The sequence below is a fragment of the Gordonia sp. p3-SID1431 genome (genome assembly GCF_025143765.1).
GTDB lineage: Bacteria > Actinomycetota > Actinomycetes > Mycobacteriales > Mycobacteriaceae > Gordonia > Gordonia hongkongensis.
This window is the reverse complement of record NZ_JAMBDT010000035.1, coordinates 31,615-46,008: the sequence shown is the minus strand read 5'-3', so window position 1 is coordinate 46,008 and position 14,394 is coordinate 31,615. Positions and strand designations below refer to the sequence as shown.

Annotated in this window: 13 protein-coding genes; 5 read left to right on the top strand and 8 right to left on the bottom strand. The window is 68.0% G+C overall.

What is annotated here, in order from left to right:
* Both M4D77_RS11220 and mfd read right to left on the bottom strand, forming a co-directional pair.
* The coding region (locus M4D77_RS11220) for a MazG family protein (RefSeq protein WP_259936212.1) at nucleotides 1-881 on the bottom strand (881 nt) is incomplete at its 3' end.
* Nucleotides 878-4,459: a transcription-repair coupling factor gene (gene mfd / locus M4D77_RS11215; protein ID WP_065630920.1), complete on the bottom strand. Its 3,582-nt coding sequence runs from the start codon at nucleotides 4,457-4,459 to the stop codon at nucleotides 878-880. The genes mfd and M4D77_RS11220, both read right to left, overlap by 4 nt.
* 102 nt (nucleotides 4,460-4,561) lie before the next feature.
* Here mfd and M4D77_RS11210 point away from each other — a divergent pair, with 102 nt between their 5' ends.
* Entirely contained in the window at nucleotides 4,562-5,134 is a 573-nt protein-coding gene (locus M4D77_RS11210) for a GNAT family N-acetyltransferase (protein ID WP_259936211.1), read from the top strand.
* A 34-nt stretch (nucleotides 5,135-5,168) separates the two neighbouring features.
* Here the strand turns inward: M4D77_RS11210 and M4D77_RS11205 are convergent, their stop codons facing one another.
* From M4D77_RS11205 to M4D77_RS11195, 3 genes are all read right to left on the bottom strand, one after another.
* Nucleotides 5,169-6,752 (bottom strand): cation:proton antiporter family protein, encoded by a 1,584-nt coding sequence (locus tag M4D77_RS11205; RefSeq protein WP_259936210.1) that lies wholly within the window; start codon nucleotides 6,750-6,752, stop codon nucleotides 5,169-5,171.
* A 159-nt stretch (nucleotides 6,753-6,911) separates the two neighbouring features.
* Nucleotides 6,912-7,613 carry a TetR/AcrR family transcriptional regulator gene (locus M4D77_RS11200; protein ID WP_068971913.1) on the bottom strand — a complete coding sequence of 234 codons (702 nt, stop codon included), beginning with the start codon at nucleotides 7,611-7,613 and terminating at the stop codon, nucleotides 6,912-6,914.
* 56 nt (nucleotides 7,614-7,669) lie between these two features.
* Entirely contained in the window at nucleotides 7,670-8,320 is a 651-nt protein-coding gene (locus M4D77_RS11195; RefSeq protein WP_259936209.1) for a vitamin K epoxide reductase family protein, read from the bottom strand.
* Nucleotides 8,321-8,469: 149 nt separating this feature from the next.
* Between M4D77_RS11195 and M4D77_RS11190 the strand changes: the two genes are divergently transcribed.
* The 4 genes from M4D77_RS11190 (at nucleotide 8,470) to M4D77_RS11175 (ending at nucleotide 12,342) form a co-directional block, all read left to right on the top strand.
* Nucleotides 8,470-9,114: an ABC transporter permease gene (locus M4D77_RS11190; RefSeq protein WP_058250824.1), complete on the top strand. Its 645-nt coding sequence runs from the start codon at nucleotides 8,470-8,472 to the stop codon at nucleotides 9,112-9,114.
* The gene (locus tag M4D77_RS11185) at nucleotides 9,111-10,445 is read left to right on the top strand and encodes an ATP-binding cassette domain-containing protein (RefSeq protein WP_137810734.1); all 1,335 of its coding nucleotides are present in this window, start codon (nucleotides 9,111-9,113) and stop codon (nucleotides 10,443-10,445) included. Before M4D77_RS11190 ends, M4D77_RS11185 begins: the two co-directional genes overlap by 4 nt.
* On the top strand, nucleotides 10,442-11,260 hold the full coding sequence (locus M4D77_RS11180) for an ABC transporter permease (protein ID WP_058250826.1): 819 nt from the start codon (nucleotides 10,442-10,444) through the stop codon (nucleotides 11,258-11,260). The genes M4D77_RS11185 and M4D77_RS11180 overlap by 4 nt, the downstream gene beginning before the upstream one ends.
* A 146-nt stretch (nucleotides 11,261-11,406) precedes the next feature.
* Nucleotides 11,407-12,342, top strand: a complete 936-nt coding sequence (locus M4D77_RS11175) for a glycine betaine ABC transporter substrate-binding protein (protein ID WP_078112134.1) — start codon at nucleotides 11,407-11,409, stop codon at nucleotides 12,340-12,342.
* 14 nt (nucleotides 12,343-12,356) lie between these two features.
* On the opposite strand, the gene M4D77_RS11170 is transcribed toward M4D77_RS11175, so the two are convergent.
* The 3 genes from M4D77_RS11170 to M4D77_RS11160 all read right to left on the bottom strand — a co-directional run bounded on the left by M4D77_RS11170 (nucleotide 12,357) and on the right by M4D77_RS11160 (nucleotide 14,280).
* Nucleotides 12,357-12,866, bottom strand: coding sequence for a pyridoxamine 5'-phosphate oxidase family protein (locus tag M4D77_RS11170; protein WP_078112135.1), 510 nt, complete (start codon nucleotides 12,864-12,866; stop codon nucleotides 12,357-12,359).
* Between the two features lie 75 nt (nucleotides 12,867-12,941).
* On the bottom strand, nucleotides 12,942-13,136 hold the full coding sequence (locus M4D77_RS11165; protein WP_259936208.1) for a hypothetical protein: 195 nt from the start codon (nucleotides 13,134-13,136) through the stop codon (nucleotides 12,942-12,944).
* Between the two features lies 1 nt (nucleotide 13,137).
* Nucleotides 13,138-14,280 (bottom strand): LLM class flavin-dependent oxidoreductase, encoded by a 1,143-nt coding sequence (locus tag M4D77_RS11160; RefSeq protein ID WP_078112136.1) that lies wholly within the window; start codon nucleotides 14,278-14,280, stop codon nucleotides 13,138-13,140.
* Between the last annotated feature and the right edge of the window lie 114 nt (nucleotides 14,281-14,394).

Below are 14,394 nucleotides of genomic sequence, written 5' to 3'. Positions count from 1 at the left end.
GACCACGCCTCGGGCGAGTCGAGGGTGACGCCTCGCTCGGCCGCACGCGCTTCTGCCGCGTGCACGTCCGCCATCAACGCGAGCGCTCGGTCCCGCGCCTGCGCCTCGACGCTGTCGCCGCCGGCGACGACCGTCACGGTCAGGGTCTCCGCGGGGATGGTGTCGACGGGATAACCGGCCGCGGTGAGCCGTTCGAGGACCTTCTGCACCAGGGCGAGAGCGGGCTGGGTCGTGGCGACGCCGTCGAACACCGAGCCGCGGCGCTTCTCGGCCGCCTTGCGTTCCTCCCATTCCCGGATCTGGGTCTCCAGATCCGAGTGGGCGCCGGACAGCACACCGGGGGTCCGGCCGGTCACCTTCGACGTGAAACTCCGTGCGACGTCGTCGATGTCGAACGGCGACTGCGGGTCGTCGGCGGCGATGCGCGCGTGGAACAGCACTTGCAGCAGGAGGTCGCCGAGTTCTTCACGGAGCTCCACGGGGTCACCGGCCTCGATGGCGTCGAGCAACTCGTAGACCTCTTCGAGCAGGTAACGCCGCAACGAGTGGTGCGTCTGGGTGCTCTCCCACGGGCCGTTCCGACGCAATGTGTCCATCAATGCCACGGACTCGAGAAGCGCCATGCCGGAGACCGTCTGCGCCGCGATGACGTCTTCCCCGCGCGCGATTCGCGCCTGCACCAGCGGATGTTCGGGATCGGTACTGACGAGCACCGATCCCGGATCGACGGGTGCGTCGTCGAAGACGGGTTCGACGTGGTCGAACTCCCACAGCATCGCCGCGGGCACGTCCTCGGTGACCTGCACCGGCCCGGCTAGACACGAGCGTGCGCGGATGGGGATCAGGTCTGGCCGCGCCGGGTCCAGCAGCACCACCGTCACGTGACCGGCTCCGGCCGCAATTGGGTGAGGAAGGTCGTCAGGTACTCGATCAGTTCGTCGTCGCGCAGGCGCGCCGACCCCACGCCTCCGGTGCGCGGGATGGGCAGCGTGACCACCGACGTCGTCGCCCGGTAGGTGGCCGACGAGTACAGGCGACGAAGACGTACCTGCTCGCTGTCGAGCAGCGACAGCGGCGAGATCTTCATTCCCTGTCCGGCGAGACCGATCTCGGTGATCCCCCGCTCCCGGCATCGCAAGCGCAGCCGGGCGATGGACGCCAGCCGCGTGGTCTCCACCGGTGGTGGGCCGTAGCGGTCGTTGAGTTCGACGAGGACCGAGTCGACCGCGGCGTCGTCGGTCGCCGACGCGAGCTTGCGGTACGCCTCGAGACGCAGGCGGTCGGAATCGACGTATTCGACCGGGATGTGTGCGTCGACGGGGAGGTCGATGCGCACCTCGCCCGTCTCCCGGGATTCGACGGGCTTCCCGTCCGCGGCGGCACGGTAAGCCTCCACCGCCTCGCCGACCAGCCGGACGTAGAGATCGAAGCCGACGCCCGCGACGTGCCCGGACTGCTCGGCGCCCAACACGTTTCCGGCGCCGCGCAACTCGAGATCCTTCAGCGCCACCGCCATTCCCGCGCCGAGCTCGTTGTTCTGCGCGATCGTCGCCAGGCGGTCGTAGGCGGTCTCGGTCAGCGGCCGGTCGGGGCTGTAGAGCAGGTAGGCGTATCCACGCTCGCGGCTGCGACCGACGCGACCGCGCAGCTGATGTAGCTGCGAGAGGCCGAGGTTCTCGGCGCGGTCGACGATCAGGGTGTTGGCGTTCGAGATGTCCAGACCGGTCTCGATGATCGTCGTACAGACCAGCACGTCGTACTCGCGATTCCAGAATCCCGACACCGTGCGCTCGAGCTGATCCTCGCCCATCTGCCCATGTGCGACAACGACTCTCGCCTCCGGGACCATCGCCGCGATGTCCTTGGCCATCTTGTCGATGGTCGACACCCGGTTGTGCACGTAGAAGACCTGGCCGTCACGCAACAGCTCGCGGCGGATGGCGGCGGCGACCTGCTTGGGCGCGTAGGCGCCGACGTAGGTGAGCACCGGGTGCCGTTCCTCGGGCGGGGTCAGGATCGTCGACATCTCGCGAATCCCGGCCATCGACATCTCCAGCGTGCGCGGGATCGGGGTGGCCGACATCGTCAGCACGTCGACATGGGTGCGCAGCGACTTGATGTGTTCCTTGTGTTCCACACCGAACCGCTGCTCCTCGTCGACGATCACGAGTCCGAGGTCTTTCCATACGATCCCGGTCTGCAACAGTCGGTGGGTACCGATGACGACGTCGACCTCGCCCTTCGACATCGCCTCGGCGATCTCGCGTGACTCCTTGGCATCGGTGAAACGCGACAGGCCGCGCACGCGCACCGGGAAGCCGCTCATCCGTTCGGTGAAGGTCTGCAGATGTTGTTGCGCGAGAATCGTCGTCGGGACCAGGACCGCGACCTGCTTGCCGTCCTGGACGGCCTTGAAGGCGGCACGGACGGCGATCTCGGTCTTGCCGTAACCGACGTCGCCGACGACGACGCGATCCATCGGCACCGCACGTTCCATGTCGGCCTTGACCTCGGCGATGACCGTGAGCTGATCCACGGTCTCGGTGAAGTCGAAGGCGTCTTCCATTTCCTGCTGCCACGGGGTGTCGGGACCGAATGCGTGTCCGGGCGCGGCGTGGCGGGCGGCATAAAGCTGTACGAGCTCGCCGGCGATCTCGCGAACAGCCTTGCGCGCCTTGCGCTTCGTGTTCTGCCAGTCCGACCCGCCGAGTTTCGACAGCGACGGCTGTTCGCCGCCGACGTACCGCGAGAGCTGGTCGAGTGCGTCCATCGGGACATACAACCGATCGGCCGGCTGGCCGCGTTTGCTCGAGGCGTACTCCAGGACGAGGTACTCGCGCCGGGCACCCGAGACGGTCCGCTCGATCATCTCGACGAACCGGCCGATGCCGTGCTGGTCGTGCACCACCAGGTCGCCGGCGGCCAGGGCGAGCGGGTCGACCTGGTTGCGCCGCTTCGCCGGCAGCCGGCGGCCGTCCCGGACGTTCGCGACCCGTGTACCGGTGAGGTCGGCCTCGGCGACCACCACGAGACCCGCGTCGGGACAGACGATCCCGGCACGCAGCGGCGCGCAGAAGACGGTCACCTCGCCGGGCTGCGGCCGATGCCCGGGTTCGGCGATCACGTAGGGCACCTCGGCGTCGGACAGTCGTTCGCCGACACGCTGCGCGGTGCCCTTGCCCGCCACCACGATCGCCGCCGTCTTGCCGTCGGAGACGTGGGCGCGCAACTGCGCGAACGTCGCCGCGATCTCGCGGTCGTCGCCCCGTGGCGCCGGGCCGGGAGCCAGGTCCAGTTCGAGTTCGTCACCGCTGCCGGTCGCGAGTGGACTCAGGGTCCACCAGGGCCGGCCGGCGGCGAGCGTCGCCTTCCGCACCTCGTCGAGAGAGCGGTACGCGCTGGCCTGCAGGTCGATGCCGAGGCTCTCCGACGACCGGCCGTCGATCGGCGCCGAGGCGCCCATGGCGGCGGCGGTCCACGACGCCTCGAGGAACTCCGCACCCGTCTTCGACAGATCGGAGGCCCGGGTCCGCACCTTCTCCGGGTCGAGGATGAGGACCCGTGTGCCGTCGGGGATCACCTCGGTCAGCAACTGCATGTCGCCGTCGACGAGCGCGGGGATCAGCGCCTCCATCCCCTCCACCGGGATGCCCTCGGCGAGTTTGCCCAACATCTCGGTCATGGTCGTGTCGCCCGGATCGGCGGCCGCGAGATCGGCGGCCCGCGCACGGACCTTCTCGGTCAGGAGCAGTTCACGGCACGGGTGAATCCGCACCTCGCTGGTCTCGACCTCGGGCTGGCTGCGCTGGTCGGCCACCGAGAACGCACGCATCTCGGTGATCTCGTCGCCCCAGAACTCCACGCGCACCGGATGATCGGCGGTCGTCGGAAAGACGTCGAGGATGCCGCCGCGTACCGCGAACTCGCCGCGTCGGCCGACCATGTCGACGCGCTCGTAGGCCATCTCGACCAACTGGGACAGCAGTGCGTCGAAGTCGACCTCGATGCCCTCACGCAGGGTCACCGTGGCGACGTCGGCGAGGCCCGGTGCCATCGGCTGGACGAGCGAGCGAACAGTGGTCACGACGACCCGCAGCGGGGTGTCGCCGGGGTTCGCCAGGCGGTGCAGCACGGCCAGTCGCTGTCCGACGGTGTCTGCACTCGGGGAGAGCCGCTCGTGCGGCAGCGTCTCCCAGGACGGGAACTGTGCGACGGCCCCGGCGTCGTCGAGGAGTTCGCCCAGCTCGGCCGTCAGATCGTCGGCCTCGCGGCCGTTGGCCGACACGACCAACAGCGGCGCCTGCGCATCGGTGACCAGGCACGAGACGAGGAAGGGGCGCGCGGCATCCGGCGCGGTGATGTCCAGTCGGCGCTCGTCGCGGTGCTTGTGCACCTCGCGGAAGGACTTGTCCGCACACGCGAGTGTGGCCAGACCGGACAGGGCAGACAGCGTCGACACTCCGTCGATTGTATGGGTCGCCGATCGGCCCGCCCTGCCCGGTCGGCGGACTCGTCCCGACGGAGTTCTCGCCGTCGGCGCCCCTGCCCTACTCTCATCGGCATGAGCGACCGCACCTCCGGCGCGACCTCGCCCCCGATCCGCGTGTCAGACGCGATGATCGACGATTGCGAGGCCGTCGCGGACATCTACGCGCACTACGTGCAGCACACCGTCGCGACCTTCGACTACCTGGTTCCGTCGGTCTCGCAGTGGCATGCCAAGCACGCCGCGATCACCGCTGCGGGCCGGCCGTTCGTGGTGGCCCGCGCGGTCGACGACGGGGTCGAGCACGTCGTCGGATACGCCTACCTGGGGACGTTCCGGACGATGCCCGCGTACGACCTGTCGACCGAGGACTCGATCTACGTGCGGCCCGGTCACGGGGGGCGCGGGATCGGCACCGCGTTGATGTCCGCGCTGCTCGCCCGCGCCGACCCGGACAACGTCCGCCAGATCGTCGCGGTCATCGCCGCGACCGGGGGTGAGGGCTCGATCGCATTGCACCGGCGGTTCGGATTCGACGAGGTGGGTCGCCTGCGCGCCATCGGTCACAAGGCCGAGCAGTGGATCGACTGCGTCTACATGCAGAAGGACCTCTGGAACGGCGACGATGCTCCCGTCGCGGGCGCCTGACCGGCCTGGCCACCGGGTCGGGGTCAGCCGTCGCTCAGCGTTCCAGACCCGCGGCCTCGGCAGCCGCGTCGGCCAATCCGACGCCGGTGCCCTCGTAGATGTGGAACGCCACGTCGGCCCCTCGCTGGAGTAACTCGTCGCGTTCGTCGTCGTACTGCGCGACGACGGCGATGGTCCCCGTGACGCCGAGCTCCTCGATCCGTTCGAGCGCCACGAGATTCGAGCCGTGGAAGGGCATGGCCAGGACGAGCAGTTCGAGGTCGCCGACGCCGACGGCCCGGTCCCAGAAATCGGTCTCGGTGGCGTCGGCGTCGAGTACCCGGACACCCTGCTGGGCCAGTTCGCTCGCCTTGAGCGGGTCGTTCTCCACGCCGATCACGGGCAGGCCGTATTCGTCGATCAGCCGGTCGTAGACCGAGTGGCCGACGCGACCCATCCCGAGGACGAGTACGCGCGCCGGCGCCAGCACGATCGGCGCGTCGTCGGGGTGCGCCCGGGCGGCGGCCGTGGTCGGGACGAACGCCGACAGCCGGGTCACCAGGCCCGTGCCGCGTCGATTGACGAGGGTGGAGAACACGAAGCTTCCCGCCACCGCGACCGATGTCACCACCAGCCAGTTCTCGCCGATGATGCCTGCCCCCACACCGGTCGCGATCACGATGAGCCCGAATTCCGAGAAGTTGGCCAGAGCGAGTCCGGTGAGGATCGACGTCCGGCGACGCAGGCCGAACAGCGAGAGGACCAGCGTGTACACCGCTCCCTCGAGCGGCAGCAGGATGAGCAGGAGCAGGCCGAGCAGCACGGTCTCGGTCGTCGGTGTGACGTGCAGGCCGATCGACACGAAGAAACCGACCAACAGCAGCTCACGCAAACCGAACAACGTCCGCGACAACTCCCCCGCACGCGGGTGCGAAGCGAGGAGGACGCCGATGATCATCGCGCCGAAGTCGCCCTTGACACCCACGGATTCGAAGAGCCAGTAGCCGGGTACGAGCGCCATGACGATCCCGAACAACGTCTGCAACTCGCCGTGGCCGAGGGTGTTCCACAACCGCCGGACGATCCACGCGCCGGGGATCAGCAACACCAGGGCCAGCGCCCAGGGGCTCGGCGGCTCGCCCTGCATGGCGGTCAGATAGACGACGGCGACGATGTCCTGCAGCACGAGGACGCCGATGGCGATCCGGCCGTAGAGGGAATGCGACTCCGACCGCTCGTCGAGTACCTGGACGACGAACACCGTGCTCGAGAAGGACAGCGCAAATCCCAACAGCGCCACCGTCTCCCAGCCCTCGCCGGCGAGCAGCCGCACCCCGATGGCACCCAGGACGCCGAGGAAACCCATTGTGAGCCCGAGGATGACGAGCAGGTTCGCCGCCGTGGTGATGACGACCTCGCGCCGGAGCAGCATCCGCACGTCGAGCTTGAGCCCGATCGTGAACAACAGGATCGTGACGCCCAGTTCGGCCATCGTGTCGATGATCGGCAGTTCGTCGATTCCCGGTGCGTGCAGGATGAACCCCGCGGCGAGGTAGCCGACGAGGGTCGGCAGGCGGGCCACACGTGCGAGGAACCCGCACGCGAAGATGACGACCAGGTAGATGCCGACGGTCTCCACGCGCGGCGCCTCAGCGGGATGCGATGGCCGGCCGGCCGGCGCCGTGCGGGGTCGACATCGGTTGATCCTTCCGGCCGGGGGACGCAGAGTGAATCAACAATAGACGCGGTCCGGGCCCCGTGCCGGGCACCTCGGGTCGGGTGTGGGCCGGGCCCCCGGTCATGCGTCGTCGACGGTGGTCCGCTTGCGCGATTCGACGTAGTCGGGCCCGACGAGTTCGGGATCGGGTTCGAGTCGGGTGAGCCCGTTCCAGCACAGGTTGACCAGGTGCGCCGCCACGACCTCCTTCGACGGTTCGCGGACGTCGAGCCACCACTGCGCCGTCACCGACACCATCCCGACGAGCGCCTGGGCGTAGAGCGGTGCGAGGGCGGGATCGAAGCCGCGTCGTTCGAAGTCCCCGGCCAGGATGTGCTCGACCTGACTGATCGCGTCGTTCAGGAGACTCGAGTAGGTCGCCGTCTCGTCCGTGCTCGCGGTGCTGTCGCCGCGGACCAGGATGCGGAAGCCGTCGGTGCGCTCTTCCATGTACGTCAGCAGCGCGAGTGCGACCTGCTGGATGCGATAGAGCGAGCGGTTCTTCGACAGCGACGAGGTCACCATCTCCAGCAGGGTCTCCATCTCACGGTCGACGACCACCGCGTACAGACCTTCTTTGCCGCCGAAGTGCTCGTAGACGATAGGTTTCGAGACACCGGCGCGCTGCGCGATCTCTTCGATCGACGTGCCCTCGAAACCCCGTTCGGCGAACAGCCCGCGCGCCACCTCGATGAGCTGCAATCGCCGTTGCGCGCCGGTCATCCGTGCCCGCGGCGCGCGCTGCACCTCCGCCGAACCCTCCGATGGACGCCCGATAGCCATGGGCCCAGCGTAGTGGTGCATCTCGGGAGATTCCGAGCGGTCGCGCGAGGTCGGGTTCAGTACAGGCTGGACCAGTACGACCAGAATCGCACCGCGATCAGCACGATCACGAGGCCGACCGCCGCGACGAGGATGGGGGCGTGATTGCGGGCCAGGGCGAGCGCGACACGGGACCGCGAGGTGAGACCGCTCGCGTGCGCGTTGCGCACGCTGACCAGGACGAAGATCGGCAGCGTGACCGCCCAGACGACCATGCAGTAGGGACACAGCGCCCCGATCGAGTAGAGGCTCGAATAGATCAGCCACCCGATGAAGACCGTCGCCGCGGTGACCCCGACCTGTAGCCCCGCCCAGTACCAGCCGGCGAGGCGCGCCCCGGCCAGCAAGGCCATCCCGGTGGTGATCGCGACCGCGAAACCGGCGATCCCGAGCAGCGGATTGGGGAACCCGAAGAGCGCCGCCTGCGGCTGCGCCATCACCGAACCGCAGCTCAGCACCGGGTTGAAGTTGCAGGACGGCACGTAGTCGGGGTCGGCGGCCAGTTCGAATCGTTCCACGGTCAGCACGAACGCGGCGACGAAGCCGATGGCCCCGCCGACACTCAGCACCCAGGCGACGATGCGCGTCCAGGAACGCACGGCCTCGGCCAGGTGGGCCCGATCGTCGTCGGGTCCGACCTCCGAGCTGGTCAGCGCAGTCTCACTCACCCATCCAGGATGGCACCGCGTCGAGCGGAGATCGACCCACGCCGCGTGAAAGTCACACTGGATCGGTCCAAATGTCGGCAGTCTCGTTCAACTCTGCGTAATGTCGACGCAGACACCGGGGGTGGGACACCGGGGATGGGACACCGACAGTGCAATTGTGGGATTACCTCAGCGAGAACGCCCGATCACTCACTTTTCTGACCTATCAACACGCGTCGCTGTCATTCCAGACAGTGCTCGTGGGTACGGCCGTGGCGATCCTCATCGCCGCCGTGGTCTATCGCCTCCCGCTCGCCAGCGCGCTGACGCTGACGTCGAGCCGTGTGGCACTGACCATTCCGTCGCTTGCCCTCCTGGCCCTGTTGATCGTGCCGTTCGGACTCGGTGTGACGCCGTCGTTTCTGATGCTGGCCTTCTTCGCCACGCTGCCGGTGATCGGCAACGCGGTCGTCGGCCTACGGTCCGTGCCGCCGGCCGTGGTCGAATCCGCCCGCGGCATCGGGCTTTCGAGATGGCGCATCCTGCTCACCGTCGAGTTGCCGATCGCCTGGCCGGTGATCCTGACCGGCATCCGCGTGTCGACCCAGATGATCGTCGGTGTCGCCGCGATCGTCGCCTACGTCCTCGGCCCCGGCCTGGGATCGCTGATCTTCAACGGGCTTTCCCGCCTCGGTGGTGCCAATGCACTCGAAATGGCGCTCGCCGGAACGATCCTGATCGTCATCATCGCCCTCGTCTTCGACGCTCTCCTGGTTCTGCTCGGCCGACTCACCATCTCCAAGGGACTCTCATGACCGACTCCGCCACCTCGTCCGCGCCGAACGGCAACAACCGCAACGTCACCGGCGAGTCCATCCGCCTCGACGGCGTGGCCAAACGTTACCGAGGAGCCACCACACCGGCCGTCGCCCGTCTCGACCTGGAGATCGACGCCGGTGACATCGTCGCCTTCGTCGGCCCGTCCGGATGTGGCAAGACGACGACGCTGAAGATGATCAACCGCCTCATCGAACCCACCGAGGGTCGCATCTACATCGGCGGACGCGATGTCACCGCCGAGAACCCGGACAAGCTGAGGCAGTCCATCGGTTACGTCATCCAGTCCGGCGGCCTCTTCCCGCACTGGTCGGTGAGCAAGAACATCGGTGCCATCCCGCGAATCCTGAACTGGGACAAGAAACGTATCGCCGAGCGCACCGAGTACCTGCTCGACCTCGTCGGACTCGACGCCGCGACCTTCGCCGACCGGCTCCCCAAGGACATGTCCGGCGGCCAGCAGCAGCGGGTCGGCGTCGCACGCGCCCTCGCCGCCGATCCCCCGGTGCTGCTGATGGACGAGCCGTTCGGCGCCGTCGATCCGATCACCCGAGCACGCCTGCAGGACAAGCTGATCGCGATCCAGCACGAGCTGGCCAAGACCATCGTCATCGTCACCCACGACTTCGAGGAGGCGACCAAACTCGGCGACAAGGTGCTGATCCTCTCCGAGGGCGGTCACATCGAACAGTTCGCGCCGCCGGAGGAGATCCTGGCCAATCCGGCGAGCCCGTTCGTCGAGGAGTTCGTGGGATCGGGTGCGACTCTCGCCCACCTGACCCTCACCCGCGTCCGCGATGTCGACTTCAAAGAGGTGATCACCGCCCGCGTCGGAGAACCGTCCGGCGCCGTGGTGACCCGCGCGAAGGCGGCCGGCGAGGACTGGGTCGCCGTCGTCGACCAACACGGCCGCCCACGCGCCTGGCCGTCGGTCGAGGAGATCCGCGCCAAGCCGGAGGTCTCCGACTACCTCGACCATCGCCTCCCGGTCGTCGCCAAGTCCTCGACGCTGAACGACGCCCTCGACTCGATGCTCGCGACGAGCCAGGGCGGCGTGCTCGTCACCGACGGACGCGGCGCGGTCGTCGGGGCACTGAACATCGCCTCGGTGATGGAAGCGATCCGCGGTCAGCTCGCGACGGTGCGGGAAGATGACGACCACGGCGGCTATCTCGACCACGCCGAGGGTTCGGCTCCCGTCGAGACCCCGGTCGTCGCGGCCGACGACGAGCCCGGCCTGGAACCGGCCGCAGGCGCCGGTTCCGCGACAGCGCCGGTGGGCACGCCCGAGACGAGCGCCGAGCGGTGACGGGTTTCATCGCCGAAGAGGCGAGGATCACCGAGACCGCGAAACCGCCTGCCCCGGAGTCGGTCCCGAGCGGCTTTCGACGACGGCTCTCCCGTATCCCCATCGACGTGTGGTTCGAACCGCTCGTGATCGTGGTCGTCGGCGTGGGTTTCGCCATCTGGTACGCGAACACCACGTTCACCACCACCGAGAGCGCGTCGATGTCGTGGGCCGCGCTGCGCGCCACCATCCTCGATCACATCCAACTGACCCTCGTCGCCACCGTCATCGTCGTCGTGATCGCGATCCCACTGGGTATCGCGCTCACCCGACCGTCGCTCCGGTGGCTCAACCCGATCGCGGTCAACATCGCCAACATCGGGCAGGCGGCGCCGGCGATCGGTCTGCTGGTGCTGTTCACCTTCTGGCTCGGCACCGGTTTCAACACGGCCGTCGTCGGCCTGGTCGTCTACGCGGTGCTCCCGATCCTGCAGAACACCATCGTCGGATTGCGTCAGGTCGATCAACGGACCGTCGAGGCATCCCGGGGCATCGGCCTGTCCGCCGTCCGCACCCTCGTCCAGGTCGAACTCCCGCTCGCCGTACCCGTCATCCTCAACGGGGTGCGGACCGCACTGGTGATCCTGGTCGGCACCGCCACCCTCAGCACGTTCATCGGCGCGAACAGCCTCGGCACGCTCATCACCACCGGCATCACACTGTTCCTGCCCAAGCTGCTGGTCTCGGGCGCGATCCTGGTCGCCCTGCTCGCCATGACGATCGACTGGCTCGGCCGCCTCGTCGAACTCGTCGCGACACCACGGGGGATCGCATGATGACACGGTCGCAGTCGGCCCGCTCGCTGCGCTCCCGGCGCCGGTCACATTCGGCCCGCTCGCTGCGCTCCCGGCGCCGGTCACATTCGGCCCGCTCGCTGCGCTCCCGGGCACTCGCAATCCTGGCTGCGTCGGCGGCCCTCGTGATGACGCTCTCGGCGTGTGGTCTGGTGAGTTCGTCCGGAACCTTCCGTCCCGCTTCCCTTCCCGGCGGTGAACGCCCGCTGGAGGGCACGTCGGTCGCCGTGACGTCGAAGAACTTCACCGAACAGGTCCTGCTCGGCAAGATCACCGCGACCTATCTGGCAGCGGCCGGGGCCGACGTCGACGACCTCACCAACGCACCGGGTTCGATGTCCTCGCGGCAAGCGGTTCTCAACGGTGACGCCGACATCGTGTGGGAGTACACGGGCACCGCCTGGCAGACCTATCTCGGTGAGACGGAGACCATCGCGGATCCGCAGCAGCTGTACGAGCGCGTCCGTGACGCCGAACGCGCCAACGGTGTCGAGTGGCTCCCGCCTTCGTCGTTCAACAACACCTACGCATTCGCCGCCTCGGCGCCGACGGCCGAGCGGTTGAACGTCACCAAGATGTCCGACATCGCGAAGCTGCCAGAATCCGAGCGGACGTTCTGCATCAACGATGAGTTCCTCTCGCGCGCGGACGGTTTCATCCCCATGCTGGAGGCATACGACATCCCGCTCGACGCCCCCGGCGGCGTGCCCAAGAGCAACGTGACGACCATGGACTCCGGCGTCGTCTACACCTCGACCGCACGGAGCGAACCCTGCAACTTCGGCATGGTCTACTCCACCGACGGCAGGATCAAGAACCTCGACCTCGTCGTCCTGGAAGACGACAAGAAGTTCTTCCTGCCCTACAGCGGCTGCCTCGTGGTGAGCACCGGCGTCAACGACGCGAACCCGGAAATCGCCGAACTCATGGCTCCCGTGTCGGCGAAACTCACCGACGAGCTCATGCAGGAACTCAACGGACTCATCGACATCGACGGCGCCGACCCCTCCGACGTCGCCTACGACTGGCTCGTGAAAGAAGGCTTCATCGTCCCGGTCGACTGACCGTCGACTCACAGTCAATGAGACTGGTTCGGTGCGTAGACCGTCATCCAATGCGGGTGCAGGCGAAAGTAGATGACCTCGACGTCCCAGTCGAACGCATCGTCGCCGTAGATCGTCTTGAAGTGGGCCACCAACTCGGGCCAGTCATCGGCGCGGTCGCCGTCGAGCGGATTGAGGATCTCGACCGTCCCGTGCGTGAACACCCCGAGCTCCTCGCCCTGGATGTGAGCCGCGCTGGCGGCCGGACGGGCGGCGAGGTGCCGAGCCTTCGCAGCTGTGCGCGCCGTGCCGAAGATCCACTTCCCGTGGAGGAAATGCCCGTCGACGGCGCTGATCCTCGGCTCGCCCGCCGCGGTCACGGTCGAGAGCGCGAGAACACGCATGCCCGTCAGGATGTCGACCAATTGCGGTGCGCCGACCGTGTTCTCGCTGCTGATGATGGACCGCAGATGATCAGTCGATCGGGACAGGGACGCGTCGAGAAGGGTCTGCAGTTCGTGTAGTTCATCCGGGGTCTCGTACATGGTGGGCGTCCTCGTGGCTGCTCGTCGGCGACGACCGTCGTCACCGGAGAACCTCATGGTGCCACCGGGACCCGGTTATGAGACCTTTCCGCGGCCGACCGTTCTTGCTGACTCCAACGGGAGACCCAGGGGCGGTGCCTCCGGATGCAGCGCCGCACACACGGCGAGAAGGTCCACGTCGACACGACGCCGGATGCCGGTGAGCAGCGCCCTCAACGACGACCGCCCACCGGCGCGTCGTCCGAAACCCTCTGCCGCATAGCCGGTCATCTCACTTCCGTCGCAATCCCCATGCGGCCGCCAGCAATTCATGCGACGCCAGCCGATGGTCGAAGTCGTGGGTGACGCTGGTGACGAGCAGTTCGTCGGCGCCGGTCACCCGCACGAGTGTGCGCAGCCCGTCCACGACGGTGTCGGGGTCGCCGACGAACTGGGTGCGCACGCGATCGTCGACCAGCGGGAGCGCGTCATCGTCGAGCGGCCGTGCCGTGTCAGGGTCCGGGTAAGGTTGCGCGCCGGCTCCGCTGCGGATGCCGTACACCCAGTGTCCGTAGGTGGATGCACGGTGCCGTGCGGTCGATTCATCAGCGGCGACAACGACATCCGCGGAGACGACCACATACGGCTCGGCCAGGACCGGCGACGGCCGGAACGCACTTCGGTATGCCTCGACGGCCTCCAGGACCGTGCTCGGGCTGACGTGATAATTGGCGACGAACGGCAACCCGCGCGCACCTGCGGTCTGGGCGCTCTGCCCCTTGCTGCTCCCGAAGATCCAGACCGCCACGTCGGCGCCCTGCCCCGGCACCGCGGTCAGTTCGACGTCGCGGTGACTGAACCCGCCCGTCAGGAGCGCCAGGACATCACCGACGGCGTCGTCGAAGTCCGGCGGCGACCCACCGTCGAACTGCGAGGCCTCGAACGCGGCGACGACCCGCGGTGCGTTGAGGATCGACTCGACGGGGAACGGCGACGGTATGAGCAGGCCGTCGACGACCTCGTCGGGCTGTCGGGGTGCGGGCTCGCGGGGTGCGGATTTCCGGTCGGCGGTCGCCAACTCGGTGCGACGCTGCGCGGAACGACCGAGACCCAGGTCCAGTCGGCCGGGGTGGAGCGCGTCGATGGTCCCGAAGGCCTCCACGATCGACACCGGGGTGTGCAGGCCGCTCTGGACCGCCGCAGATCCCACGCGGATGGACTCGGTCGCGCCGGCGATGAGTCCGATGAGCGTGGTCGTCGACGAGCTGGCCACTGCCACGAAGTGATGCTCGGCGAGCCAGAAGCGGTGATATCCCAGACGTTCGGCGTGCCGGGCCAAGGCAACGCTGCGACGCACCGCCGTCGCCGCGTCACTTCCCTCGGTGACCGGCGCGAGGTCGAGCACCGACAGCGGTATGGGTTCATGTCCCGTCATACCGCTCCCCGACCGTCTCGAGTCCTGTGCCGAACACACCTCATCCTGATCACCGAAGCGGCATCGGCGGGACATCGGAAGGGTTAGGCCCACGCCGATCCGATGACCGGGCCC

Coding starts and splice junctions, on each gene's coding strand:
- M4D77_RS11210 (WP_259936211.1), top strand. CDS start 4,562: ATGAGCGACCGCACCTCCGGCGCGACCTCGCCCCCGATCCGCGTGTCA.
- M4D77_RS11200 (WP_068971913.1), bottom strand. CDS start 7,613: ATGGCTATCGGGCGTCCATCGGAGGGTTCGGCGGAGGTGCAGCGCGCG.
- M4D77_RS11185 (WP_137810734.1), top strand. CDS start 9,111: ATGACCGACTCCGCCACCTCGTCCGCGCCGAACGGCAACAACCGCAAC.
- M4D77_RS11175 (WP_078112134.1), top strand. CDS start 11,407: ATGACGCTCTCGGCGTGTGGTCTGGTGAGTTCGTCCGGAACCTTCCGT.
- M4D77_RS11170 (WP_078112135.1), bottom strand. CDS start 12,866: ATGTACGAGACCCCGGATGAACTACACGAACTGCAGACCCTTCTCGAC.
- M4D77_RS11165 (WP_259936208.1), bottom strand. CDS start 13,136: ATGACCGGCTATGCGGCAGAGGGTTTCGGACGACGCGCCGGTGGGCGG.
- M4D77_RS11160 (WP_078112136.1), bottom strand. CDS start 14,280: ATGACGGGACATGAACCCATACCGCTGTCGGTGCTCGACCTCGCGCCG.